Genomic DNA, 22698 nt, shown 5'->3' on the forward strand with positions numbered 1-22698 from the left:
GTTTGATTTAACGCGCAGGTACAGAATCGGTGGATCGTTCTCAATTAATCACTAACGCACGCTCCGGGCTGGTCGGTCTGGGTCGTGGTCAGTTGGGCGTGCCGCTGTTGTTGCTGGTCATGCTGGCAATGATGATGTTGCCGATGCCGCCGTTTCTGCTGGACGTGTTTTTCACCTTCAACATCGCGCTGTCCATCGTCGTGTTGCTGGTCTGCGTGTACGCCCTACGGCCTTTGGATTTCTCGGTCTTTCCGACCATTCTGCTGATCGCGACCTTGCTGCGCCTGGCGCTGAACGTCGCATCGACCCGCGTCGTCATGCTCCACGGTCAGGACGGCCACGCCGCTGCCGGTAAGGTGATTCAGGCCTTCGGTGAAGTGGTGATCGGCGGTAACTACGTCGTCGGTATCGTGGTGTTCGCGATCCTGATGATCATCAACTTCGTGGTCGTGACCAAAGGTGCCGGTCGTATTTCCGAGGTGAGCGCGCGCTTCACCCTCGACGCCATGCCCGGTAAACAGATGGCCATCGACGCCGACCTCAACGCCGGTCTCATCGATCAGGCCGAAGCCAAGCGTCGCCGTCTTGAAGTCGCCCAGGAAGCCGAGTTCTACGGCTCCATGGACGGTGCCAGTAAGTTCGTGCGCGGCGACGCCATCGCCGGTCTGCTGATTCTGTTCATCAACCTCATCGGCGGCATGCTGGTGGGCATCCTGCAACACAACATGACCTTCTCCGACGCAGGCAAGGTTTACGCCCTGCTGACCATCGGTGACGGTTTGGTGGCGCAACTGCCTTCGCTGCTGCTGTCCACTGCCGCCGCGATCATGGTGACCCGTGCATCGGGTTCCGAAGAAATGGGCAAGCTGGTCAGCCGCCAGATGTTCACCTCGCACAAGGCGCTGGCGGTGTCGGCGGCGATCATGGTGATCATGGGCCTGGTGCCGGGCATGCCGCACTTCTCGTTCATCAGTCTGGGCCTGTTGGCAGCAGGGGGGGCTTACCTGCTGTGGAAAAAACAGAACCAGGCCAAGCTGGCCGCGATTCAAGAGGTCAAGCGTCAACAGGACCTGTTGCCATCGCCAACCCGTGCCCAGGAGTCGAAAGAGCTGGGCTGGGACGATGTGACCCCGATCGACATGATCGGCCTGGAAGTGGGTTATCGCTTGATCCCGCTGGTAGACCGCAATCAGGGTGGGCAACTGCTGGCGCGGATCAAGGGCGTGCGCAAGAAGTTGTCGCAAGAGTTGGGCTTCCTGATGCCAACCGTACACATTCGCGACAACCTGGACCTGGCGCCGAGCGCGTATCGTTTGACGCTGATGGGCGTGACCTTGGCCGAAGCCGAGATCTACCCCGACCGCGAGCTGGCGATCAACCCCGGTCAGGTGTTCGGCAGCCTCAACGGCATCACTGCCAAAGACCCGGCGTTCGGGCTGGAGGCAGTCTGGATCGAAATCAGCCAGCGCGCCCAAGCCCAGTCCCTCGGTTACACCGTGGTCGATGCCAGCACTGTCGTCGCGACCCACTTGAACCAGATTCTGTACAAGCACTCTCATGAGCTGATCGGTCATGAGGAAGTGCAGCAACTGATGACGCTGCTGGCCAAGAGTTCGCCGAAACTGGCTGAAGAGCTGGTGCCGGGCGTGCTGTCGTTATCGGCGCTGCTCAAGGTGTTGCAGGCGCTGTTGGCCGAGCAGGTGCCGGTGCGCGATATTCGCAGCATTGCCGAAGCTATCGCCAACAATGCCGCCCGGAGTCAAGATACCGCCGCATTGGTGGCCGCCGTACGGGTCGGCCTGTCCCGCGCCATCGTGCAAAGCATTGTGGGCATTGAGCCGGAGCTGCCTGTTATCACCCTTGAGCCAAGGTTGGAACAGATATTGCTCAATAGTCTGCAGAAGGCAGGTCAGGGTCAGGAAGAAGGCGTTCTGCTCGAACCGAGTATGGCTGAGAAGCTTCAGCGCTCGTTGATCGAAGCGGCGCAGCGTCAGGAGATGCAGGGTCAGCCGGTCATTTTGTTGGTTGCAGGTCCGGTTCGCGCCATGTTGTCCCGCTTTGGGCGCCTGGCGGTTCCGAACATGCATGTTTTGGCTTATCAGGAAATTCCTGACAATAAGCAAGTCACCATCGTAGCGACTGTCGGGCCGAACGGCTGAGGTAGTGAGTCATGCAAGTTAAGCGTTTTTTCGCCGCCGATATGCGACAAGCCATGAAACTGGTTCGTGATGAGCTGGGCGCTGAAGCCGCCATCATCGGCAACCGGCGGATCGCCGGTGGTGTGGAACTGACAGCCGCGCTGGATTACAAACTGTCGGCGCTGGCGCCGCGTGTGCCGAATATCGAGCTGGAAGACGAGCTGCGCAAGACTCAGTCGCGCATCGTCACCGCACAGGCCGAGCTGACCAGCCGTAGCGAGCTGGACACGGTCGCCAACCGGCAGTTGTTTGCCGGTCTTGCGATGGACGACAGCAAGCAGATCGAACCGACGCTGGATGAACCGTTCCGCCCCTCGATCCACGCCGCTATTGCCGCCGACCGTGCCGAGCGCGCTGAGCGTCAATCCGCCGCCGAACCGGGGATTAGCCAACGCGCTTACGAGTCGATGCGTTCGGAGTTGAATGGCCTGCGCGAACTGCTGGAAGTCCAGCTCGGTTCGCTGGCCTGGAACCAGTTGCAAGGCAGCCGTCCGCAGCAGGCCAACCTGTGGCGTCGTTTGCAGCGTGTGGGCCTGTCTGGCCCTCTGTCCCGTGACCTGCTGAATATGGTCCCGGATGTCGATGATCAGCCTCATGCCTGGCGCATGTTGCTGGCTCATCTGGCGCGCATGATCGTCACACCGGACGTCGAGCCGCTGGAAGAGGGTGGGGTGATTGCCATGGTCGGTCCGGCCGGTATGGGCAAGACCACTACATTGGCCAAACTCGCAGCCCGTTATGTGTTGAAATACGGCGCGCAAAATATCGCGCTGGTGAGCATGGACAGCTTCCGCATCGGGGCTCAGGAGCAGCTCAAGACGCTGGGCCGGATTCTCAATGTGCCGGTGACCCACGTCGACCCGGGCCAGTCTCTGGCGCAGGCGCTGGAGCCTCTGTTGCGCAAGCGCGTGGTGCTGATCGACACCGCTGGCCTGCAAGCCAGCGACCCGGCATTGCGCCTGCAACTGGAGAGCCTGGCCGGTCGCGGCATCAAGGCGCGCAACTACCTGGTACTGGCCACCACCAGCCAGAAGCAAGTGCTGACCGCGGCCTATCACAGTTACAAGCGTTGCGGTCTGGCCGGGTGCATCCTGACCAAACTCGACGAAACCGCAAGCCTTGGCGAAGTGCTGAGCCTGGCGGTGACACACGAATTGCCCGTGGCCTATCTGACCGATGGCCCACGGATACCGGATGATCTGCATCTGCCCCGTCGGCACCAGTTGGTAAGCCGTGCCGTCAGTGTGCAGATGCAGGAGGAGCCGAGCGAGGAAGCAATGGCGGATATGTTTGCGGATCTTTATCACAGCACCGGCAAGCGCGCGGGCTAGGTAAGGAAAATGACAATGGAAAATACCTGCATCGTTGGTCTGCCAGGCATTGTTCACTCAGTGAACGTGCAGCCCGAAATGTGGCTTGGGTCTAAGCAAGACAAGGTAAAGAATTAACTATGGGCAGCATGCATCCCGTTCAGGTTATCGCGGTGACCGGTGGCAAAGGTGGCGTAGGCAAGACCAATGTGTCAGTGAACCTCTCGCTGGCTCTGGCCGAGCTGGGGCGCCGCGTTATGTTGCTGGACGCCGATCTGGGTCTGGCCAACGTCGACGTCTTGTTGGGGCTGACCCCCAAACGCACCCTGGCTGACGTTATTGAAGGCCGTTGCGAGCTGCGCGATGTCCTGTTGCAAGGCCCGGGCGGTGTGCGCATCGTACCGGCGGCCTCCGGCACCCAGACCATGGTTCAACTGAGCCCGGCACAACACGCCGGTCTGATTCAGGCCTTCAGCGAAATCGGCGACAACCTGGACGTGCTGGTGATCGACACCGCTGCCGGGATTGGTGAGTCGGTGGTGAGTTTCGTGCGCGCGGCACAGGAAGTGCTGCTGGTGGTGTGCGATGAACCGACCTCGATCACTGACGCCTACGCGCTGATCAAACTGCTCAACCGCGATTACGGCATGAACCGCTTCCGTGTGCTGGCCAACATGGCCCAAAGCCCGCAGGAAGGGCGCAACCTGTTCGCCAAACTGACCAAGGTCACCGACCGTTTCCTCGACGTGGCCCTGCAATACGTGGGTGCTGTGCCGTACGACGAGTGCGTGCGCAAGGCCGTGCAGAAGCAGCGTGCGGTCTACGAAGCGTTTCCACGTTCCAAATGTGCGCTGGCGTTCAAGGCCATCGCGCAAAAGGTCGACACCTGGCCACTGCCGGCGAACCCGCGTGGCCACCTTGAATTTTTCGTTGAGCGCCTGGTTCATCAGACCAGTGCAGGGCCTGTGTCATGACTGCAAGTGGCTATCGCATGTACAGCAAATCATCCAAGGATTCCCAGTACGAGCTGATTGAGCGTTATGCCCCGCTGGTCAAACGCATCGCCTACCATCTGCTGGCGCGTCTGCCGGCCAGTGTTCAGGTCGAGGACTTGATTCAGGCGGGCATGATTGGGTTGCTCGAAGTGTCGACCAAGTACGACTCCACCAAGGGTGCGAGTTTCGAGACCTACGCGGGTATTCGTATCCGTGGCGCGATGCTCGATGAAGTGCGCAAGGGGGACTGGGCGCCACGTTCGGTTCACCGCAACACGCGCATGGTCAGCGACGCCATTCGTGCGATTGAAGCAAAAACCGGCCGCGACGCTAAAGATCACGAGGTTGCTGCCGAACTTCAATTGAGTCTCGATGATTATTACGGGATTTTGAACGATACCTTGGGCAGCCGCCTGTTCAGTTTCGACGACCTCTTGCAGGACGGCGAGCATGAAGGGTTGCACGAGGATGGCGCGAGCCAGTCGCTGGAACCGTCGCGGGACCTGGAAGACGAGCGCTTCCAGAGCGCACTGGCCGATGCCATTGCCAACCTGCCCGAGCGTGAACGCCTGGTGCTGGCGCTGTACTACGACGAAGAGCTGAACCTCAAGGAAATCGGTGAGGTCCTGGGGGTCAGCGAATCCCGTGTCAGCCAGTTGCACAGCCAGTGCGCCGCGCGTCTGCGTGGACGGCTGGGAGAATGGCGCGCGCGCTGATAGATTGCGCAGCCTCGTGATAGAGGCTGCGGGTTGCTTGTAAGACCGGCTGTGCAAGATGTGATGTGGGAAGCAAAAGAGACAAGGCAGGAGCCGGTCGGATCAGGTCTTCAGGACGCTTTTCCGCTGCGCTCGTACCTTTCGATTCCAAAGCCCTCTCGTTTTCGTGTCACCGGTCAAGTTGCTGCACCGGTATTGATTGAACGCGCGTCCGGGAGCTGGGCGCGTTAAAGACTGCTTGGAGGTCGAATTGGACAAGAACATGAAAATCCTCATCGTTGATGACTTCTCAACGATGCGGCGGATCATAAAAAACCTGTTGCGTGACCTTGGGTTCACCAACACGGCCGAAGCAGATGACGGCACTACCGCGTTGCCAATGTTGCAGAGCGGTGCTTTCGATTTCCTGGTGACCGACTGGAACATGCCTGGCATGTCCGGCATCGACCTGCTGCGTCAGGTGCGAGCCGACGAGCGCCTGCGTCACCTTCCAGTGTTGATGGTCACGGCAGAAGCCAAGCGCGAGCAGATCATCGAGGCCGCACAGGCCGGTGTGAATGGCTATGTCGTGAAGCCGTTCACCGCTCAGGTACTCAAAGAAAAGATCGAGAAGATATTCGAGCGCGTCAATAGCTGATGTTCGCTGCGAGGGCGCTATGGATCCTAAAGATTCATCAATGGGTGACTTCGAGTCGACCCTGAAGAAACATGCACAGGAGCTGGTGACCAGCCTTGAAAAAGGCCAGTTCGGCGAAGCCGTGCAACTCATCCACGAGCTGAACCAGACCCGTGATCGCGGCTTGTATCAGGAAGTCGGCAAGCTGACGCGCGAGTTGCACAGTGCCATCGTCAATTTCCAGATTGACCCGCACATGCCGCAAGCCGAAGAGGTGTCCCAGATCACGGATGCCACCGAGCGCTTGTCGTATGTTGTCAGGCTCACGGAAGGTGCGGCCAACAAAACCATGGACCTGGTGGAACAGAGCACGCCCTTGATGAATGGCCTGAGCGCCGATGCCAAGGCCTTGAGCGCAGACTGGGGACGCTTCATGCGTCGCGAGATTGGCGCCGAAGAGTTTCGCGATCTGGCCCGCCGCGTCGAGGGCTTTCTGAGCCGTAGCGAGAAGGAGACCCACGAGGTCGCCAGCCACCTGAACGACATCCTGCTGGCTCAGGATTATCAGGACCTCACCGGACAGGTGATCAAGCGTGTGACCAAGATGGTCACCGAGGTGGAGAGCAATTTGCTCAAGCTGGTGTTGATGGCCAGCCAGGTCGATCGTTTTGCCGGTATCCAGCACGATCAGGAAGCGTTCCGGCAGCAAAAAGAACAGGAAAAACTTCATTCCAAGGGTGAAGGTCCGCAGATTCATGCCGATAAACGTGAAGACGTCGTATCCGGTCAGGATGATGTAGACGATCTGCTATCCAGCCTCGGGTTCTGAAGTTCCAGCGCTCAGGTTCTATGTGAAAGTGGCCGCAGGTGTGGCGCGTGAAGGCTTCGACGAAGGCCACCCGCGCAGACCCAAGGTGCGGCCCCTGGATCGGTTGACGGTTAATTTTAGGAGCACCCCCAATGAGCTTCGGCGCCGATGAAGAAATCCTTCAGGATTTTCTGGTAGAGGCCGGCGAGATTCTGGAGCAGTTGTCCGAGCAGTTGGTCGAGCTGGAAAGCCGGCCGGATGATGCGGATCTGCTCAATGCAATTTTTCGCGGTTTTCACACTGTAAAAGGGGGCGCCGGCTTCCTCCAGCTCAACGAGTTGGTTGAATGCTGTCACATCGCCGAGAACGTGTTCGACATCCTGCGCAAAGGTGAGCGTCGGGTCGATGCGGAACTCATGGACGTGGTGCTCGAAGCCCTGGACACCGTCAACAGCATGTTCGGTCAGGTGCGTGAGCGCTCGGACATTACGCCTGCCACGCCTGAATTGCTTGCCGCGCTGTCGCGCCTGGCCGAGCCTGCGTCGGCGGACGAAGTCGCCGCAGCACCCGCGCCTGCACCGGTCGTCGAAGCAGTGGCGGAGCCAGCCTCCGACGACATCACCGATCAGGAATTCGAACAGCTGCTGGACTCGCTCAATGCGGTCAAGGCCGAAGCGGCCGGTGCCGCCGTGTCTGCGCCTGTGGCGCCGGTTTCGGCCCCTGCGGCGGCGGATGAAGCGGCCAGTGATGAAATCACCGACGCCGAATTCGAATCCTTGCTCGACCAGTTGCATGGCAAAGGCCAGTTCGCGGTCGACGCTGTGGTTCCGCCTGCGGCGTCCGCTGCGGCGAGTGAGCCGGCCAGCGACGAAATCACCGACGACGAGTTCGAAGCACTGCTCGATCAGTTGCATGGCAAGGGGACGTTCTCCGCCGACGCCACCGGGGGGGCGGCTGCGCCTGCTGCGACCGAGGCCGCTGCGCCAGCGTCGGCAGATACGCCGTCGGATGAAATCACCGACCACGAATTCGAAGCGCTGCTCGATCAGTTGCACGGCAAGGGCGCGTTCTCGGGAGACGTGGGGGCCAGTGCGGCCGCTGCGGCGACCGCTGCACCGGTCAAGAAAGCCGAGCCTGCGAAGGCTGAACCGCCTAAAGCCGAACCCGTCAAGCCTGCGGCGGCGGCACCCGCTGCGCCTGCCAAAGCAGCCCCTGCACCGGCTGCCGCTCCGGCACCGGCCCGTGCCCCGGCCCCTGCGGCGGGCGGCGACAAGGCACCGACCGAAGCGGAAACCACCGTGCGCGTCGACACCGCGCGGCTGGACGAAATCATGAACATGGTCGGCGAGTTGGTGCTGGTGCGTAACCGTCTGGTGCGCCTGGGCCTCAACAGCGGCGACGAAGCCATGTCCAAGGCCGTGTCCAACCTGGACGTGGTCACCGCTGACTTGCAGACCGCGGTCATGAAGACCCGCATGCAGCCGATCAAGAAAGTCTTCGGCCGCTTCCCGCGTCTGGTTCGCGACCTGGCGCGTCAGCTCAAGAAAGAAATCAACCTTGAACTGGTGGGTGAAGAAACCGACCTGGACAAGAACCTGGTCGAAGCGTTGGCCGACCCGTTGGTGCACTTGGTGCGCAACGCGGTCGACCACGGCATCGAGTCGCCGGAAGAGCGCGAAGCGTCGGGCAAGGCCCGTGGCGGTCGTGTGGTGCTTTCGGCGGAACAGGAAGGCGACCACATCCTGCTGTCGATTTCCGACGACGGCAAAGGCATGGACCCGGCGGTACTGCGCGCGATCGCAGTCAAGCGCGGGGTCATGGACAAGGATGCGGCAGATCGCCTGAGCGACACCGACTGCTACAACCTGATCTTCGCGCCGGGATTCTCGACCAAGACCGAGATCTCCGACGTGTCGGGCCGTGGCGTGGGCATGGACGTGGTGAAAACCAAGATTGCCCAGCTCAACGGCTCGATCAACATCTACTCGACCAAGGGCCAAGGCTCGAAGATCGTCATCAAGGTGCCGCTGACCCTGGCGATCATGCCGACCCTGATGGTGATGCTGGGCAATCAGGCCTTCGCGTTCCCGCTGGTCAACGTCAACGAGATCTTCCACCTGGACCTGTCGACCACCAACGTCGTCGATGGTCAGGAAGTGGTCATCGTGCGCGACAAGGCGCTGCCGCTGTTCTACCTCAAGCGCTGGCTGGTCAGTAACGCCGCCCATGAGGAGCAACGCGAAGGGCATGTGGTGATCCTCTCGGTCGGCACCCAGCGCATCGGCTTCGTGGTCGATCAACTGGTGGGCCAGGAAGAAGTGGTGATCAAGCCGCTGGGCAAGATGCTGCAAGGCACGCCGGGGATGTCGGGCGCCACCATCACCGGTGATGGCCGCATCGCGTTGATTCTCGACGTACCGAGCATGCTCAAGCGCTACGCTGCGCGGCGTATTTGATTGCAGCAAAGCGATGGACCCTGTGGGAGCGAATTCATTCGCGATTGGCCAGTACATCCACAGAGATGTAGCGCCTGATACTCCGAATCGCGAATAAATTCGCTTCCACAGGTTCCTTGTCCACCTTTGCAACCCCGGTGGACCAGAGGTTGATGAAACGGGCTGCGCCGATTACCGGGCAGACCCTCTGGAGTGTTTATGGCAGTCAAGGTTCTGGTGGTAGACGATTCCGGCTTCTTTCGCCGGCGCGTCTCGGAAATTCTTTCCTCTGACACAACGATTCAAGTGGTCGGCACCGCCACCAATGGCAAGGAAGCGATCGAGCAGGCGTTGGCCCTCAAGCCTGACGTGATCACCATGGACTACGAGATGCCGATGATGGATGGCATTACCGCCGTTCGCCACATCATGCAGCGTTGCCCGACCCCGGTGTTGATGTTCTCGTCGCTGACCCATGAAGGCGCCCGCGTCACCCTGGACGCGCTGGATGCCGGTGCCGTCGATTACCTGCCCAAGAATTTCGAAGACATCTCGCGCAACCCCGAGAAGGTCAAACAGATGCTGTGCGAGAAGGTCCACACCATCTCCCGCAGCAACCGCCGTTTCAGCGGCTACAGCAGCGCGCCTGCAGCGCCTGCGCCCGCTGCACCGGTTTCCAGTTCGCTGCGCAGTCCGGCACCCACGGCGGGGGCGGCTCGTCCGGCGCCCGCGCCTGCGCGTCCCTCGGCGGCGCCTGCACCTCACGCTTCTCACACCGCATCGTCGCCTGCGCCCAAGCGCAAGGCCTACAAGCTGGTGGCCATCGGCACCTCGACAGGCGGTCCGGTGGCGCTGCAACGGGTCCTGACCCAGCTGCCCGCCAACTTCCCGGCTCCCATCGTGCTGATCCAGCACATGCCCGCCGCCTTCACCAAGGCCTTCGCCGAGCGTCTGGACAAGCTGTGCCGCATCAGCGTCAAGGAAGCCGAAGACGGCGACATTCTGCGTCCCGGTCTGGCGCTATTGGCCCCCGGTGGCAAGCAGATGATGGTCGACGGTCGCGGCGCGGTGAAAATCCTGCCCGGCGACGAACGTTTGAATTACAAGCCCTGCGTGGACATCACCTTCGGTTCGGCGGCCAAGGCCTACGGCGACAAGGTGCTGGCCGTGGTCCTCACCGGCATGGGCGCGGACGGCCGTGAAGGTGCGCGCCTGCTCAAACAGGGCGGCAGCCACATCTGGGCGCAAGACGAAGCCAGTTGCGTGATCTACGGCATGCCCATGGCCATTGTGAAGGCCGATCTGGCTGACGCCGTTTATAGCCTGGACGATATCGGGCGCCACTTGGTCGAGGCGTGTCTGTAATGGATGTTTTGACGCTTATAGGGATCATTCTCGCGTTCGTTGCCATTATCGGCGGCAACTTCCTCGAAGGCGGCCATCTTGGGGCGCTGCTCAACGGGCCTGCGGCGTTGATCGTGATCGGCGGCACCATCGCAGCGTCCCTGTTGCAAACGCCGATGAGCGCCTTCAAACGGGCAATTCAGATCTTCATCTGGATTCTGTTTCCGCCAAGGGTTGACCTCGCAGGCGGCATTGATCGCGTGGTGTCGTGGAGCCTGACTGCGCGCAAGGAAGGCCTGCTGGGGCTGGAAACCGTCGCCGACACCGAACCCGATGCCTATTCACGCAAGGGCCTGCAATTGCTGGTCGACGGCGTTGAGCCTGAAGCCATTCGCAGCATTCTGGAAGTGGATTTTCTGACCCAGGAAAGCCGCGACATTCAGGCCGCCAAAGTCTTCGAAAGCATGGGCGGTTACGCGCCGACCATTGGCATCATCGGTGCGGTCATGGGCCTGATTCACGTCATGGGCAACCTGGCGGATCCGAATCAGTTGGGCAGCGGCATCGCCGTGGCCTTCGTCGCGACGATCTATGGTGTGGCGTCGGCCAACCTGATCCTGTTGCCGGTGGCCAACAAGCTCAAGGCGGTCGCCCTGCGCCAGTCTCGCTATCGCGAAATGCTGCTCGAAGGCCTGCTGTCGATCGCCGAAGGTGAAAACCCGCGCTCGATCGAACTGAAGCTGCAAGGCTTCATGGAGTGATGGACTGATGGCCCGTCGACGTCGCCACCACGAAGAGCACGAAAACCACGAACGCTGGCTGGTGTCCTACGCGGATTTCATCACCTTGCTGTTCGCGTTCTTCGTGGTGATGTATTCCATTTCCTCGCTCAACGAGGGCAAGTACAAAGTGCTGTCCGAGGCGCTGGTCGGGGTCTTCAACGAAGCCGAACGCAGCGTGCGACCGATCCCTATCGGTGAGCAGAAACCCCAAACCGTGCGCCCGGCCGATCCGCTGGTCAAAGACAGCGATCAGACCGACGCCGCATTGGGGCAGGGCGCTCAGGACCCGCTCAAATCGATTGCCGATGATGTCAACGCCGCATTCGGCGACCTGATCGCTTCCAATCAGATGACCGTGCGGGGCAACGAGCTGTGGATCGAGATCGAACTCAATTCCAGCCTGTTGTTCGGCAGCGGCGATGCCATGCCGAGCAACCTGGCTTTCGACCTGATCGATAAAGTGGCCAAGATCATTAAACCGTTCGACAACCCGATCCACGTCGAAGGTTTTACTGACGACCAGCCGATCAGCTCGGCGCAGTACCCGAGCAACTGGGAACTGTCGTCGGCCCGTGCGTCGAGCATCGTGCGCATGCTGGCTATGGACGGGATCAACCCGGCGCGCATGGCCTCGGTCGGTTACGGCGAATTCCAGCCGCTGACCTCCAATGCCACCGCCGATGGTCGCGCTCGTAACCGCCGTGTGGTGCTGGTGATTTCGCGCAATCTGGACGTGCGCCGCAGCCTGACCGGTTCCGGCACCACGGCCAATGCAAAACCCGATGCCGCATTGCGCCGTGCTGGCACACAAACTGCACCGGCTCCAGCCAAACCGCCGCAAGGCGTCAAATCTTCGTCATCTGCCCCTTAACGGTCCCGGTCACGCCTTGTCCTGATCGGCGGGAAAACGAACACATGAGAGTCTGGGCAGTCGCCAATCAGAAAGGCGGGGTCGGCAAGACCACCACCTCGATCGCTTTAGCCGGGTTGCTGGCCGAGGCGGGCAAGCGCGTGGTTGTCGTCGACCTGGACCCCCATGGCTCGATGACCAGTTATTTCGGCCATGACCCTGATGCGCTGGAACACAGCTGTTTCGACCTGTTTCTGCACAAAGGCACGGTGCCGGAAGGACTGCCGGGCCAGTTGTTGTTGCCCACCAGCCATGAGCGCATTTCCCTGCTGCCGTCGAGCACCGCGCTGGCCACCCTTGAGCGTCAGACGCCAGGGCAGAGCGGCTTGGGCCTGGTGATCGCCAAGAGCCTGGCGCAACTGTGGCAGGACTTCGATTACGCGATCATCGACAGCCCGCCACTGCTGGGTGTCTTGATGGTCAACGCGCTGGCGGCCAGTCAGCAACTGGCGGTGCCGGTGCAGACCGAGTTTCTCGCGGTCAAGGGCCTGGAACGCATGGTCAACACCCTGACCATGATCAACCGCTCGCGCAAAGTGCCGCTGCCGTACACCATCGTGCCCACGCTGTTCGACCGCCGCACCCAGGCGTCGATGGGGACGTTGAAGCTGCTGCGCGACAGCTTTCCCGATCATGTCTGGAAAGCCTACATTCCGGTCGACACCCGCCTGCGTGACGCGAGCCGGGCCGGGGTCACGCCGTCGCAGTTCGACGGCAAGAGCCGGGGCGTGCTGGCCTACCGCGCCCTGCTCAAGCACATGCTCACCGAACAACTCGTCGGGCAGGTGGCGTGACATGGCCGCTGATCGTTTATTCATGCGCCGTGTAGCGGTGTCCTCAAGTCGGCCCATTGTGCAGCCGATACTTCAGGCAGGCGGTCATCGCTTCACTTATTTTCGGGCTTCTGTATGAACAACCGCCCTCTGGACATCGCATCACGACCACAAAAGGCCCTTCAGAACTATCTGGACGCGTTGCTTCAGGACGCCACCGAAGAGCTGGAAGACGCCTCTGCCATCGATGAGTTTCAAGCGGCCGTGCTCGAAGAGCAGGCCCATGACGCGCGCATGCGTTCGGCGGTGGCTGAAGCGGTCGCGGCGGCCGTGCCGGTGACTCGGCCTGCGCCGGTTTCGCTTGCCTTCACGCCAGAAACCAAACCCGCTGCGCCGCGTGAAGTCCCGGCCCCTGTGCCCGTGGCCGAGCCTGTCGTCGCTCGCGTGCTGGATAAACCGGTCATTCTGCCGCCGGTGATCGCGCCACCCGTTGTGGCACCGCCTGTGGTCGAGCCGGTGGTCGTCGAGCCTGAAGTGGCGCGGGTGGAGCCGGTCGTCGAGGTGCACCTGCCGTCGCAGCGTACGCCCACGCCACCACCGACCTCCAACGAGCGCCCGGACTGGGCGGCCGAACCATTCGAGTGCCTGCTGTTCGACGTGGCGGGTCTGACGCTGGCTGTGCCGCTGGTGTGCCTGGGGTCGATCTATCCCCTGGCGGGGCATGACCTGACGCCGCTGTTCGGCCAGCCAGACTGGTTTCTCGGCATTCTGCCCAGCCAGGCAGGCAACCTGAAGGTACTGGACACCGCACGCTGGATCATGCCGGACCGCTATCGCGATGATTTCCGTCAGGGCCTGCAATACGTGATCTCGGTGCAAGGTTATGAATGGGGGCTGGCGGTGCATCAGGTCAGCCGTTCGTTGCGTCTGGAGCCTGATGAAATCAAATGGCGCACCCATCGTGGTCAGCGTCCGTGGCTGGCTGGAACCGTGATTGAACACATGTGTGCGCTGCTGGACGTGTCCGAACTGGCCGAGTTGATCGCCAGCGGTGCGGTCAAGCAGATGCAGACGCGCAAATAAACATCTCCAATAAACACAGGGTGGCGCGAAGGCGTCATTCGCAAAGCACAACACGCAAGGGGTTAGGGGTATGAAGAAGTCGTCAGCACAGGGTTCCGAAGATCCGATCCTGCAATGGGTCACCTTCCGCCTGGACAACGAAACGTATGGCATCAACGTGATGCAGGTTCAGGAAGTGCTGCGTTACACCGAGATCGCGCCAGTGCCGGGAGCGCCGAGCTACGTGCTGGGCATCATCAACCTGCGCGGCAACGTGGTGACCGTGATCGATACCCGCCAGCGCTTTGGTCTGCCACCGGTTGAAGTCAGCGACAACACGCGTATCGTGATCATCGAGGCCGACAAGCAAGTGGTCGGGATCCTGGTCGACAGCGTCGCGGAAGTGGTTTACCTGCGTCAGTCGGAAGTCGAAACCGCGCCAAACGTGGGCAACGACGAATCCGCCAAGTTCATCCAGGGCGTGTGCAACAAAAACGGCGAACTGCTGATCCTCGTCGAGCTGGACAAGATGATGACCGAGGAAGAGTGGTCCGAGCTGGAGAACATTTGATTGATCCTTGAGGTTGCAGTCCTTTTTCTGGCGGTACTGTGGGTCGCGACCGTTGCGATGTTCATGGCCCATACCAAGCGTCAGCGCACCCTGGCCACGCAGCAGCTCGAAGCCGACTCGCTGCGTGACCAGCGCATTCGTGAACTGGCCCGGCGTCTGGAAAACTACCAGGGCGGTACGGTGAAAATGGGCGAAGACCTGCACGAGTTGCAGGCCATCGTCGCACCGTTGCCGGACAAGATCACCGCCCTGGAACAGCGTGATCCTTCCACCTTGTCCTTCGCCCAGGCTGCGCGTCTGGTCAGCATGGGCGCCAGTGTCGATGAGCTGACCCAGTCCTGCGGTCTGACCCAGGCCGAGGCGCAGTTGATGAGCAAGTTGCATGGCAATGGGTGAGATCGGCTAGCGCGAGGGTTCTTCCTGGCAAGCACGGTCTGAAACTGTGGGAGCGAATTCATTCGCGATGGGTTGTGACAGACGACAAAGGTGGGTCGGCTGAACGACCACAATCGCGAATGAATTCGCTCCCACAGGGATTGTGTGTTTGCCGCGCGACAGTGTTGTGCCTGGAAAACGGGCGATTCGCTACAGTTGGCGTCGCTCAGCGCGGCGTGATATCTCGCTCCACCGGCTGTGGATCCGGGTCGAACCCCTCGGGGTATTTCCCTTTCAAGCGCCAGGCGAACGCGATGATTTCCGCAATCGTCAGGTACAGCTCCTGCGGAATGCTGTCTCCCAGCTCCATTCTGGCGAGCAGGGTCACCAGTTCGGCGTTTTCGTAGATCGGCACCTTGTATTCGCGGGCAATGGCCAGGATAGCCTCAGCCAGCGCGTCGTCGCCCTTGGCGGTGAGGGTCGGGGCCTGTTGGCCATCGTAGTTCAGGGCAATCGCCTGGCGCGGGTTCTGTTCGGGCTTGCTCATCAGGCGTTCTCGTCGATCCAGCGTTGTTCCACCACAGTCCGCGAGCCTTGAGTCGGCACCCCGCGATTGCACGCCAGTTCCTTCACGTTCAGGCCGCAGGCCACCAGCCGTGCGCGCAGGCCGTCCAGCTCGGCAGAAATCAATTCGGCAGCGGCTTCCCGCTGCGCCCACATTTGGCTCGACAGGCTGCCCGCGACCAGTTGCGCCTGAACCTGCAACGGCCCCAACGGCTCCAGATCGAAGGCCAGCTCGACGCGCCACAGCTTCTCCTTCTCCTTGACCTCCTGTGTCGCAGTTTCCGGGCTTTCTTCACGCTCTGGCGCATCTTCGCGCTGCAACTTGACCTGCAATGGCACCACGTCGTGAGCGTTGCGCATGGGGATTTCCAGTTGCCAGGTCGTCACCTGCGTGCCATCGGCGTTGGTCCGGGTCTGTTCCAGACCGCCCAATTGATGGCTTTGCAGGCGAGAAATGGCACCCGCCGCCAACTTGAGCAGGGTCTCCAGATCGTCCTGGCTTTGCGGGCTGCCCAGCGTGCGGGATGGTAATGGGAAGTTGGTCGGAATGTTCGGTGCCGCGACCAGTCCCAACGTGCCCAACGCATTGCGGATGAACCCCGGCATCGCCCGCGCCAGGGTGTTGGCGGCCGCAGCGTCGTTGTAGGTCACGTTCCCCGGTACGCCCGGAAGAATCTGGGAAATGACCCGCAGCAGGTTGGCTTTCAGGTCCGGCATCAGGGTTGGGTTTTCCCCGGCCAGCAAGCGCGACTCCATGAACAGGCCGCTGGCATTCAATGCCTGAGCGACGCCTTTGGCGGTGCTCATCTGTTGCAGGTCTGGCAGGTCAGCGAACAGTTGATCGATGCTGGCGCGCAGTGATGGCGTCAGCGTGTCAGGTGTATTGCCAGAGGGCGCAGGCAAATTCTGGAGCGCTGTCAACAGGCTTTGCAGCGAGCCTTGGCGGCTTTGCTGGGTCGACAATTGCTGGGCCAGCGCCAATTCGTCCATGCGATTGGGCAACGCGACGAAGTTCAGGGCCTGACTGTTTTGCACCTGAGCGCTCAGCAGCGTGCCCACGCGCAGTGGCTGCGGGCTGTCGACAGTCAGGCTGCTGCCTGCCAGCGCAGTGTTGAGCAACAGGACAATCGAACGGTAGGTGGGCGGTGCCGAAGGCTGGCTGGCCAGTTGCGCGACATTCTGGGCGATGACCTGAGTGGTCAATACCTTGCCCTGCAACAGCGTACCTGCGGGCAACTGGCGGGTGTCGATGCTGGTCAGGCTGTTGGCGATGGCTTTTTGCAAGTCTTGCAGGCTGATGGTCAGCGTGTCGGCAGAACCTTGAGCGACATTCACCGTGGTGCCGGGCGTGAGTGGCAGCGAACTGCTGACGGGCAGGGTGGTCTGGCGCCCGTTGTCCATCGTCAATTTCAGCAACAACTGAAAGTCCTGGCCCAGTTGCTTGAGGCTGACCACTTCGGCGTTGGCGACCTGACCTGCATTCAGCAAGCCTTCACGCGGCTCCATCAGCTTGAGGACTTCGCCCGGGGGGACGCCCGCACGCAGCAACGCTGTGGCGGCGGCAACGGGTGAAAGATTGGGTATATCGCCTGTCATCAGATCCCGACTCGGTAAATTTGCGCTCTCGATGGCTCAAGCTGGCATAATCCAGCACTCGCTAAGCTGCAACAAAGTATAACGGCCACCGCGCGCCTGACTTGAACCACCGTGCACACCTGCCATCCGAAAAGAAGGTCCACATGCCGATCCCCGTTCTGGAAGCCACAGAACTCGCGTGCGAGCGCGACGGGCGCTTGCTGTTCGAGCACCTCGACCTGCGACTGACAGCCGGTGACATGGTGCAGATCAGCGGCCCCAACGGCAGTGGCAAAACCAGCCTGCTGCGCCTGCTCAGCGGCTTGATGCAGCCCACCGCAGGCGACGTCTTGCTCGATGGCAAGCCTTTGGCACGACACCGAAGCGCGTTGGCGCACAACCTGTTGTGGGTCGGTCACGCGGCAGGCATCAAAGAATTGCTCACCCCCGTGGAAAACCTCACCTGGCTCTGCGCGCTGCACCACAGCGTTAAAGTCCACGCCCTCTGGCAGGCCCTCGAAGCGGTTGGACTGCGCGGGTTCGAGGACGTGCCGTGCCATACGCTGTCTGCCGGGCAAAAACGTCGTGTGGCCCTGGCCCGCCTTTATTTGCCAGGCCCCGGCCTGTGGATGCTCGACGAACCCTTTACCGCGCTGGACAAGCACGGTGTCGCGCAACTGGAGGCGCATTTGGTCCAGCATTGTGAGCAGGGCGGTGTGGTGGTCTTGACCACGCACCACACGCTGAGCCGCACGCCGGCCGGTTATCGCGATCTGGATCTGGGGCAGTGGGCCGTATGAGTCGCGTGTTCACCTTGTTGGTGGCCCGCGAAGCCCGTTTGCTGTTTCGCCGCCCCGCCGAATTACTCAATCCGCTGGTGTTCTTCGCTATCGTCATCGCCCTGTTTCCGCTGGCCGTAGGCCCGGAAGCACAGCTGCTTCAGACCCTGTCCCCGGGGCTGGTGTGGGTGGCGGCGCTGTTGTCGGTGCTGTTGTCGCTGGACGGGCTGTTTCGCAGCGACTTCGAAGACGGCTCGCTGGAGCAGTGGGTGCTGTCGTCGCATCCGCTGGCCTTGCTGGTATTGGCCAAGGTGTTGGCCCATTGGGCGTTTTCCGGGTTGGCGCTGGTCCTGTTGTCGCCCGTGCTGGCGCTGATGCTCGGATTGCCCACTGCGTGCCTGCCGGTGTTGCTATTGTCATTGTTGCTGGGCACACCCGTGTTGAGCCTGCTCGGCGCCGTGGGTGCAGCGCTGACGGTAGGGCTCAAGCGCGGTGGTTTGCTGCTGGCCTTGCTGATTTTGCCGTTGTACATCCCGGTGCTGATTCTGGGCAGCGGGGCCTTGCAAGCTGCACTTCAGGGCATGCCTGCGACCGGCTATCTGCTTTGGCTTGGCAGTTTGACAGCACTCGCTATAACGCTGACACCTTTTGCAATTGCCGCTGGCTTGAAAATCAGTGTTGGCGAATAATCGATTCCTGATCGATCGGACAGCTTTTTGGCCTGCACTTTTGGCACAGCCGCACATGACGCTTCGGTCAACAGAAGCGCACGCACATGAATGAAACCGTGATGAACAGCATGATGAAAAAGGCAGCGCGATGAACACCAGCGCCAAGACGAAAAGCGGGATCAGTTGGGTCTGGTTCCACAAACTCGGCTCGCCGAAGTGGTTTTACGGCATCAGCGGCAAATGGCTGCCGTGGTTGAGTATCGCCGCCGCGTTGCTGATTGGCGTCGGGGTGGTCTGGGGCCTGGCCTTCGCGCCACCGGATTACCAGCAGGGCAACAGCTTCCGTATCATCTATATCCACGTGCCGTCGGCGATGCTGGCCCAGTCCTGCTACGTGATGCTGGCGGGCTGTGGCGTCGTTGGGCTGGTCTGGAAAATGAAAATGGCCGACGTCGCGCTGCAGTGTGCCGCGCCCATCGGTGCCTGGATGACCGCCGTGGCTTTGGTCACCGGTGCCATCTGGGGCAAGCCGACCTGGGGTTCGTGGTGGGTCTGGGATGCGCGGCTCACGTCCATGTTGATTCTGCTGTTCTTGTACTTCGGTCTGATTGCGCTGGGCAACGCCATCAGCAATCGTGAAAGCGCCGCCAAGGCCTGCGCGGTGCTGGCCATCGTGGGCGTGATCAACATCCCGATCATCAAATACTCGGTGGAGTGGTGGAACACCTTGCACCAGGGCGCGACCTTCAGCCTGACTGAAAAACCGGCGATGCCTGCCGAGATGTGGCTGCCGCTGCTGTTCACGGCCCTGGGTTTCTACTGCTTCTTCGGCGCGGTGTTATTGGTGCGCATGCGCCTGGAAGTGCTCAAGCGCGAGTCCCGCGCCGCATGGGTCAAGGATGAAGTACTCAAGGCCCTGGGTCGTTCAGGGGACCCATCATGAGCTTCGATTCCTTCAGCGATTTTCTGGCCATGGGCAAGCATGGGCTGTTCGTCTGGACCGCCTATGGCATCTGCCTGACCGTTCTGGCGATCAACGTCGCGTCACCGCTGCTGGCGCGTCGGCGTTACCTGCAACAAGAGGCGCGCCGTCTGCGCCGGGAGAGCAACACGTGAATCCGCTTCGAAAAAAGCGCCTGCTGATCATTCTGGCGATCCTCGCCGGGATCGGCATCGCTGTGAGTCTGGCCTTGAGCGCCTTGCAGGAAAACATCAACCTGTTTTACACCCCAACCCAGATCGCCAGTGGCGAGGCGCCCCATGGCACGCGAATTCGCGCCGGTGGCATGGTTGAGAAGGGGTCGTTGCAACGATCCGCCGATTCGCTGGACGTCTCCTTCGTGGTCACGGATTTCAACAAGTCGGTGACCATTCACTACCGTGGCATTCTTCCCGACCTGTTCCGTGAGGGGCAGGGCATCGTCGCACTGGGCAAACTGAATGCCGATGGCGTGGTAATGGCCGATGAAGTGCTAGCCAAACACGATGAAAAATATATGCCGCCCGAGGTGACAAAAGCGTTGAAGGACAGCGGTCAGCCCGCGCCCGGCGCACCCTCCATTCCGGCCAAACAGGGGTAAGCCATGATTCCTGAGCTCGGCCACCTGGCCATGATCCTGGCCCTGTGCTTCGCCATCGTGCAGGCCGTCGTCCCGTTGTTCGGCGCCTGGCGCGGTGATCGGTTGTGGATGAGTCTGGCCCGACCGGCGGCGTGGGGCCAGTTCGCCTTTCTGCTGTTCGCTTTCGGCTGCTTGACGTATTCGTTCATGGTCGACGACTTCTCGGTGACCTACATTGCCGAGAACTCCAATAGCGCCTTGCCGTGGTACTACAAATTCAGCGCGGTGTGGGGCGCCCACGAAGGTTCGCTGCTGCTCTGGGCGCTGATTCTGGGCGGCTGGACCTTTGCCGTGTCGGTGTTCTCGCGCCAGTTGCCACAAGTGATGCTGGCGCGGGTGTTGGCGGTGATGGGCATGATCAGCGTCGGCTTTCTGCTGTTTCTGATCCTCACCTCCAACCCGTTCAGCCGTTTGTTGCCGCAGATTCCGCAAGATGGACGCGACCTCAACCCGCTGCTGCAAGACCCCGGCCTGATCATTCACCCGCCGATGCTCTACATGGGGTATGTCGGCTTCTCGGTCGCGTTCGCCTTCGCCATCTCCGCGTTGCTCGGCGGGCGTCTGGATGCAGCATGGGCGCGTTGGTCGCGGCCCTGGACCATCGTCGCCTGGGCCTTCCTCGGCATCGGCATCACGCTGGGGTCGTGGTGGGCCTATTACGAACTGGGCTGGGGCGGCTGGTGGTTCTGGGACCCGGTGGAGAACGCCTCGTTCATGCCTTGGCTGGTGGGTACGGCGCTGATTCACTCGCTGGCGGTCACGGAAAAGCGCGGCGTGTTCAAAAGCTGGACCGTGTTGCTGGCCATCGCCGCGTTCTCGTTGAGCCTGCTGGGCACCTTCCTCGTGCGCTCCGGCGTGCTGACCTCGGTGCACGCGTTCGCTTCCGATCCGGCCCGTGGTGTGTTCATTCTGGTGTTCCTCTTGATGGTCGTCGGCGGCTCGCTGACGCTGTTCGCCATTCGCGCGCCCGTGGTGAAAAGCCACGTCGGTTTTGGCTTGTGGTCTCGGGAAACCCTGCTGCTGGGCAACAACCTGGTGCTGGTGGTGGCGGCCTCGATGATCCTGCTCGGCACGCTTTACCCGCTGGTGCTGGACGCCTTGAGCGGGGCGAAGATGTCGGTCGGTCCGCCGTACTTCAACGCGCTGTTCGTGCCGCTGATGGGTTTGCTGATGTTCGTCATGGCGGTCGGCGTGCTGGTGCGCTGGAAAGACACGCCGCTCAAATGGCTGCTGAACATGCTGACGCCAGTGCTGATCGGCAGTGCCGTACTGGCCGTGGTGGCCAGTTTCGCCATGACCGATTTCCATTGGGCGGTGCTGGCCACGTTCCTGCTGGCGGCCTGGGTGCTACTGGCCGGTGTGCGTGACCTGTTCGACAAGACCCGGCACAAGGGCCTGGTCAAAGGCATGACGTCGCTGACTCGCAGTTACTGGGGCATGCAACTTTCTCACATCGGCATCGCCGTGGTGGCGTTGGGCGTGGTGCTGTCGAGCCAGAACAGCGCCGAGCGCGACATGCGTCTGGCGCCGGGAGATTCGGTCGAGCTGGGCGGCTACACCTTCGTCTTCGAAGGTGCGAAGCACATTCAGGGGCCTAACTTCACCTCGGATCAAGGCACGATTCGGGTGCTGGAGGACGGCAAAGAAATCACCGTGCTGCATCCCGAGAAGCGCCTGTACACCGTGCAGCGCTCGATGATGACCGAAGCCGGAATCGATGCAGGCCTCACCCGCGATCTGTACGTCGCGCTGGGCGAGCCACTGGATAACGGCGCCTGGGCCGTGCGTGTGCACGTCAAACCGTTCGTACGCTGGATCTGGTTCGGCGGCTTGATCACTGCGTTGGGTGGCTTACTGGCGGCGCTGGACAAGCGTTACCGGGTCAAGGTCAGGGCAAAAGTACGGGAAGCGTTGGGTCTGGCGGGAGCTGCGGTATGAAGCGTTGGGTGTTGTTGATTCCGCTGGTGCTGTTTCTGGGCTTGGCAGCGTTTCTCTACAAAGGGCTGTACCTGGACCCGTCGGAGCTGCCGTCGGCACTGATCGACAAACCGTTTCCGGAGTTTTCCCTGCCTGCGGTGCAGGACGGCAAACCCCTGACCCGTGCTGACCTGCTGGGCAAACCGGCGCTGGTCAACGTCTGGGGCACCTGGTGCATCGCCTGTCGTGTCGAGCACCCGGTGCTGACCAAGTTGGCGCAGCAGGGTGTGGTGATCTACGGCGTCAACTACAAGGACGTCAACGCCGACGCCTTGAAGTGGCTCAAGGATTTTCACGACCCGTATCAGCTCAACATCAACGACGAAGCAGGCAGTCTGGGGCTGAACCTGGGCGTTTATGGCGCGCCGGAAACCTTCCTGATCGACCGCAAGGGCATCATTCGCTACAAGCACGTGGGTGTGATTGACGAGACCGTGTGGCGTGAAAAGCTGGCCGGGTTGTATCAGGGGCTGGTGGATGAGGGTAAGCCATGACTTGTTCACGTTCCCCTGTAGGCCTTCGCTTGCTCGCGATGCTTTTTCACATCCGACGCAAATGTGTCGACCGTGCCGCCGTCTCGCGAGCAAGTGAAGGCCTACAAGGTGTGCGGCGTTTGAC

23 protein-coding genes are annotated in these 22698 nt (G+C 61.3%); 21 read left to right on the forward strand and 2 right to left on the reverse strand.

All coding sequences use genetic code 11. The features are described from left to right. Positions 1 to 29: 29 nt before the first annotated feature. The 14 genes from flhA to ACI2KB_RS07450 all read left to right on the forward strand — a co-directional run bounded on the left by flhA (position 30) and on the right by ACI2KB_RS07450 (position 14916). A complete protein-coding gene (gene flhA, locus ACI2KB_RS07385) occupies positions 30 to 2159 on the forward strand; it encodes a flagellar biosynthesis protein FlhA (RefSeq protein ID WP_404632951.1) in 2130 nt (709 codons plus the stop codon). Between the two features lie 11 nt (positions 2160 to 2170). Next, entirely contained in the window at positions 2171 to 3529 is a 1359-nt protein-coding gene (gene flhF, locus ACI2KB_RS07390; RefSeq protein WP_404632953.1) for a flagellar biosynthesis protein FlhF, read from the forward strand. 119 nt (positions 3530 to 3648) lie between these two features. Beyond that, on the forward strand, positions 3649 to 4482 hold the full coding sequence (gene fleN / locus ACI2KB_RS07395) for a flagellar synthesis regulator FleN (protein WP_108240145.1): 834 nt from the start codon (positions 3649 to 3651) through the stop codon (positions 4480 to 4482). Next, entirely contained in the window at positions 4479 to 5219 is a 741-nt protein-coding gene (gene fliA / locus ACI2KB_RS07400) for an RNA polymerase sigma factor FliA (RefSeq protein WP_081568863.1), read from the forward strand. Before fleN ends, fliA begins: the two co-directional genes overlap by 4 nt. A gap of 262 nt (positions 5220 to 5481) precedes the next feature. Further along, positions 5482 to 5856, forward strand: coding sequence for a chemotaxis response regulator CheY (locus tag ACI2KB_RS07405; RefSeq protein WP_175500148.1), 375 nt, complete (start codon positions 5482 to 5484; stop codon positions 5854 to 5856). Between the two features lie 19 nt (positions 5857 to 5875). Then, entirely contained in the window at positions 5876 to 6664 is a 789-nt protein-coding gene (locus ACI2KB_RS07410; protein WP_404632955.1) for a protein phosphatase CheZ, read from the forward strand. 131 nt (positions 6665 to 6795) lie between these two features. Next, positions 6796 to 9099, forward strand: coding sequence for a chemotaxis protein CheA (locus ACI2KB_RS07415; RefSeq protein ID WP_404632957.1), 2304 nt, complete (start codon positions 6796 to 6798; stop codon positions 9097 to 9099). Positions 9100 to 9297: 198 nt separating this feature from the next. After that, positions 9298 to 10443 carry a chemotaxis response regulator protein-glutamate methylesterase gene (locus tag ACI2KB_RS07420; protein ID WP_404632959.1) on the forward strand — a complete coding sequence of 382 codons (1146 nt, stop codon included), beginning with the start codon at positions 9298 to 9300 and terminating at the stop codon, positions 10441 to 10443. Next, the gene (locus ACI2KB_RS07425) at positions 10443 to 11183 is read left to right on the forward strand and encodes a flagellar motor protein (protein ID WP_404632961.1); all 741 of its coding nucleotides are present in this window, start codon (positions 10443 to 10445) and stop codon (positions 11181 to 11183) included. Before ACI2KB_RS07420 ends, ACI2KB_RS07425 begins: the two co-directional genes overlap by 1 nt. A gap of 7 nt (positions 11184 to 11190) precedes the next feature. Further along, positions 11191 to 12075: a flagellar motor protein MotD gene (gene motD / locus ACI2KB_RS07430; protein WP_404632963.1), complete on the forward strand. Its 885-nt coding sequence runs from the start codon at positions 11191 to 11193 to the stop codon at positions 12073 to 12075. Between the two features lie 44 nt (positions 12076 to 12119). Beyond that, complete coding sequence (locus ACI2KB_RS07435; RefSeq protein WP_404632965.1) at positions 12120 to 12908, forward strand: ParA family protein; 789 nt, start codon at positions 12120 to 12122, stop codon at positions 12906 to 12908. 114 nt (positions 12909 to 13022) lie between these two features. Next, on the forward strand, positions 13023 to 13970 hold the full coding sequence (locus ACI2KB_RS07440; RefSeq protein WP_404632967.1) for a CheW domain-containing protein: 948 nt from the start codon (positions 13023 to 13025) through the stop codon (positions 13968 to 13970). A gap of 70 nt (positions 13971 to 14040) precedes the next feature. Continuing rightward, positions 14041 to 14520 carry a chemotaxis protein CheW gene (locus ACI2KB_RS07445; protein WP_400599594.1) on the forward strand — a complete coding sequence of 160 codons (480 nt, stop codon included), beginning with the start codon at positions 14041 to 14043 and terminating at the stop codon, positions 14518 to 14520. Then, positions 14521 to 14916, forward strand: coding sequence for a DUF2802 domain-containing protein (locus tag ACI2KB_RS07450; RefSeq protein ID WP_404632969.1), 396 nt, complete (start codon positions 14521 to 14523; stop codon positions 14914 to 14916). A 205-nt stretch (positions 14917 to 15121) separates the two neighbouring features. Here the strand turns inward: ACI2KB_RS07450 and ACI2KB_RS07455 are convergent, their stop codons facing one another. Together ACI2KB_RS07455 and ACI2KB_RS07460 are read right to left on the reverse strand one after the other, a co-directional pair. Continuing rightward, positions 15122 to 15442: an EscU/YscU/HrcU family type III secretion system export apparatus switch protein gene (locus tag ACI2KB_RS07455; RefSeq protein ID WP_404632971.1), complete on the reverse strand. Its 321-nt coding sequence runs from the start codon at positions 15440 to 15442 to the stop codon at positions 15122 to 15124. Next, on the reverse strand, positions 15442 to 17055 hold the full coding sequence (locus ACI2KB_RS07460; protein ID WP_404632973.1) for a flagellar hook-length control protein FliK: 1614 nt from the start codon (positions 17053 to 17055) through the stop codon (positions 15442 to 15444). Before ACI2KB_RS07460 ends, ACI2KB_RS07455 begins: the two co-directional genes overlap by 1 nt. Positions 17056 to 17198: 143 nt before the next feature. On the opposite strand from ACI2KB_RS07460, the gene ccmA reads away from it, so the two are divergent. The 7 genes from ccmA (at position 17199) to ACI2KB_RS07495 (ending at position 22574) form a co-directional block, all read left to right on the forward strand. Continuing rightward, positions 17199 to 17834: a cytochrome c biogenesis heme-transporting ATPase CcmA gene (gene ccmA / locus ACI2KB_RS07465; RefSeq protein WP_404632975.1), complete on the forward strand. Its 636-nt coding sequence runs from the start codon at positions 17199 to 17201 to the stop codon at positions 17832 to 17834. After that, entirely contained in the window at positions 17831 to 18502 is a 672-nt protein-coding gene (ccmB, locus tag ACI2KB_RS07470; RefSeq protein ID WP_404632977.1) for a heme exporter protein CcmB, read from the forward strand. The genes ccmA and ccmB overlap by 4 nt, the downstream gene beginning before the upstream one ends. Before the next feature lie 130 nt (positions 18503 to 18632). Then, the gene (locus ACI2KB_RS07475) at positions 18633 to 19427 is read left to right on the forward strand and encodes a heme ABC transporter permease (RefSeq protein WP_404632979.1); all 795 of its coding nucleotides are present in this window, start codon (positions 18633 to 18635) and stop codon (positions 19425 to 19427) included. After that, positions 19424 to 19600: a heme exporter protein CcmD gene (gene ccmD / locus ACI2KB_RS07480; protein ID WP_404632981.1), complete on the forward strand. Its 177-nt coding sequence runs from the start codon at positions 19424 to 19426 to the stop codon at positions 19598 to 19600. Before ACI2KB_RS07475 ends, ccmD begins: the two co-directional genes overlap by 4 nt. Then, positions 19597 to 20064, forward strand: coding sequence for a cytochrome c maturation protein CcmE (ccmE, locus tag ACI2KB_RS07485; protein WP_404632983.1), 468 nt, complete (start codon positions 19597 to 19599; stop codon positions 20062 to 20064). Before ccmD ends, ccmE begins: the two co-directional genes overlap by 4 nt. A 3-nt stretch (positions 20065 to 20067) precedes the next feature. Then, positions 20068 to 22041, forward strand: coding sequence for a heme lyase CcmF/NrfE family subunit (locus ACI2KB_RS07490; protein ID WP_404632985.1), 1974 nt, complete (start codon positions 20068 to 20070; stop codon positions 22039 to 22041). After that, a complete protein-coding gene (locus ACI2KB_RS07495; protein WP_404632987.1) occupies positions 22038 to 22574 on the forward strand; it encodes a DsbE family thiol:disulfide interchange protein in 537 nt (178 codons plus the stop codon). The genes ACI2KB_RS07490 and ACI2KB_RS07495 overlap by 4 nt, the downstream gene beginning before the upstream one ends. Positions 22575 to 22698 lie beyond the last annotated feature (124 nt).

The organism is Pseudomonas sp. NPDC088444, assembly GCF_044900175.1.
Classification (GTDB): Bacteria; Pseudomonadota; Gammaproteobacteria; order Pseudomonadales; family Pseudomonadaceae; genus Aquipseudomonas.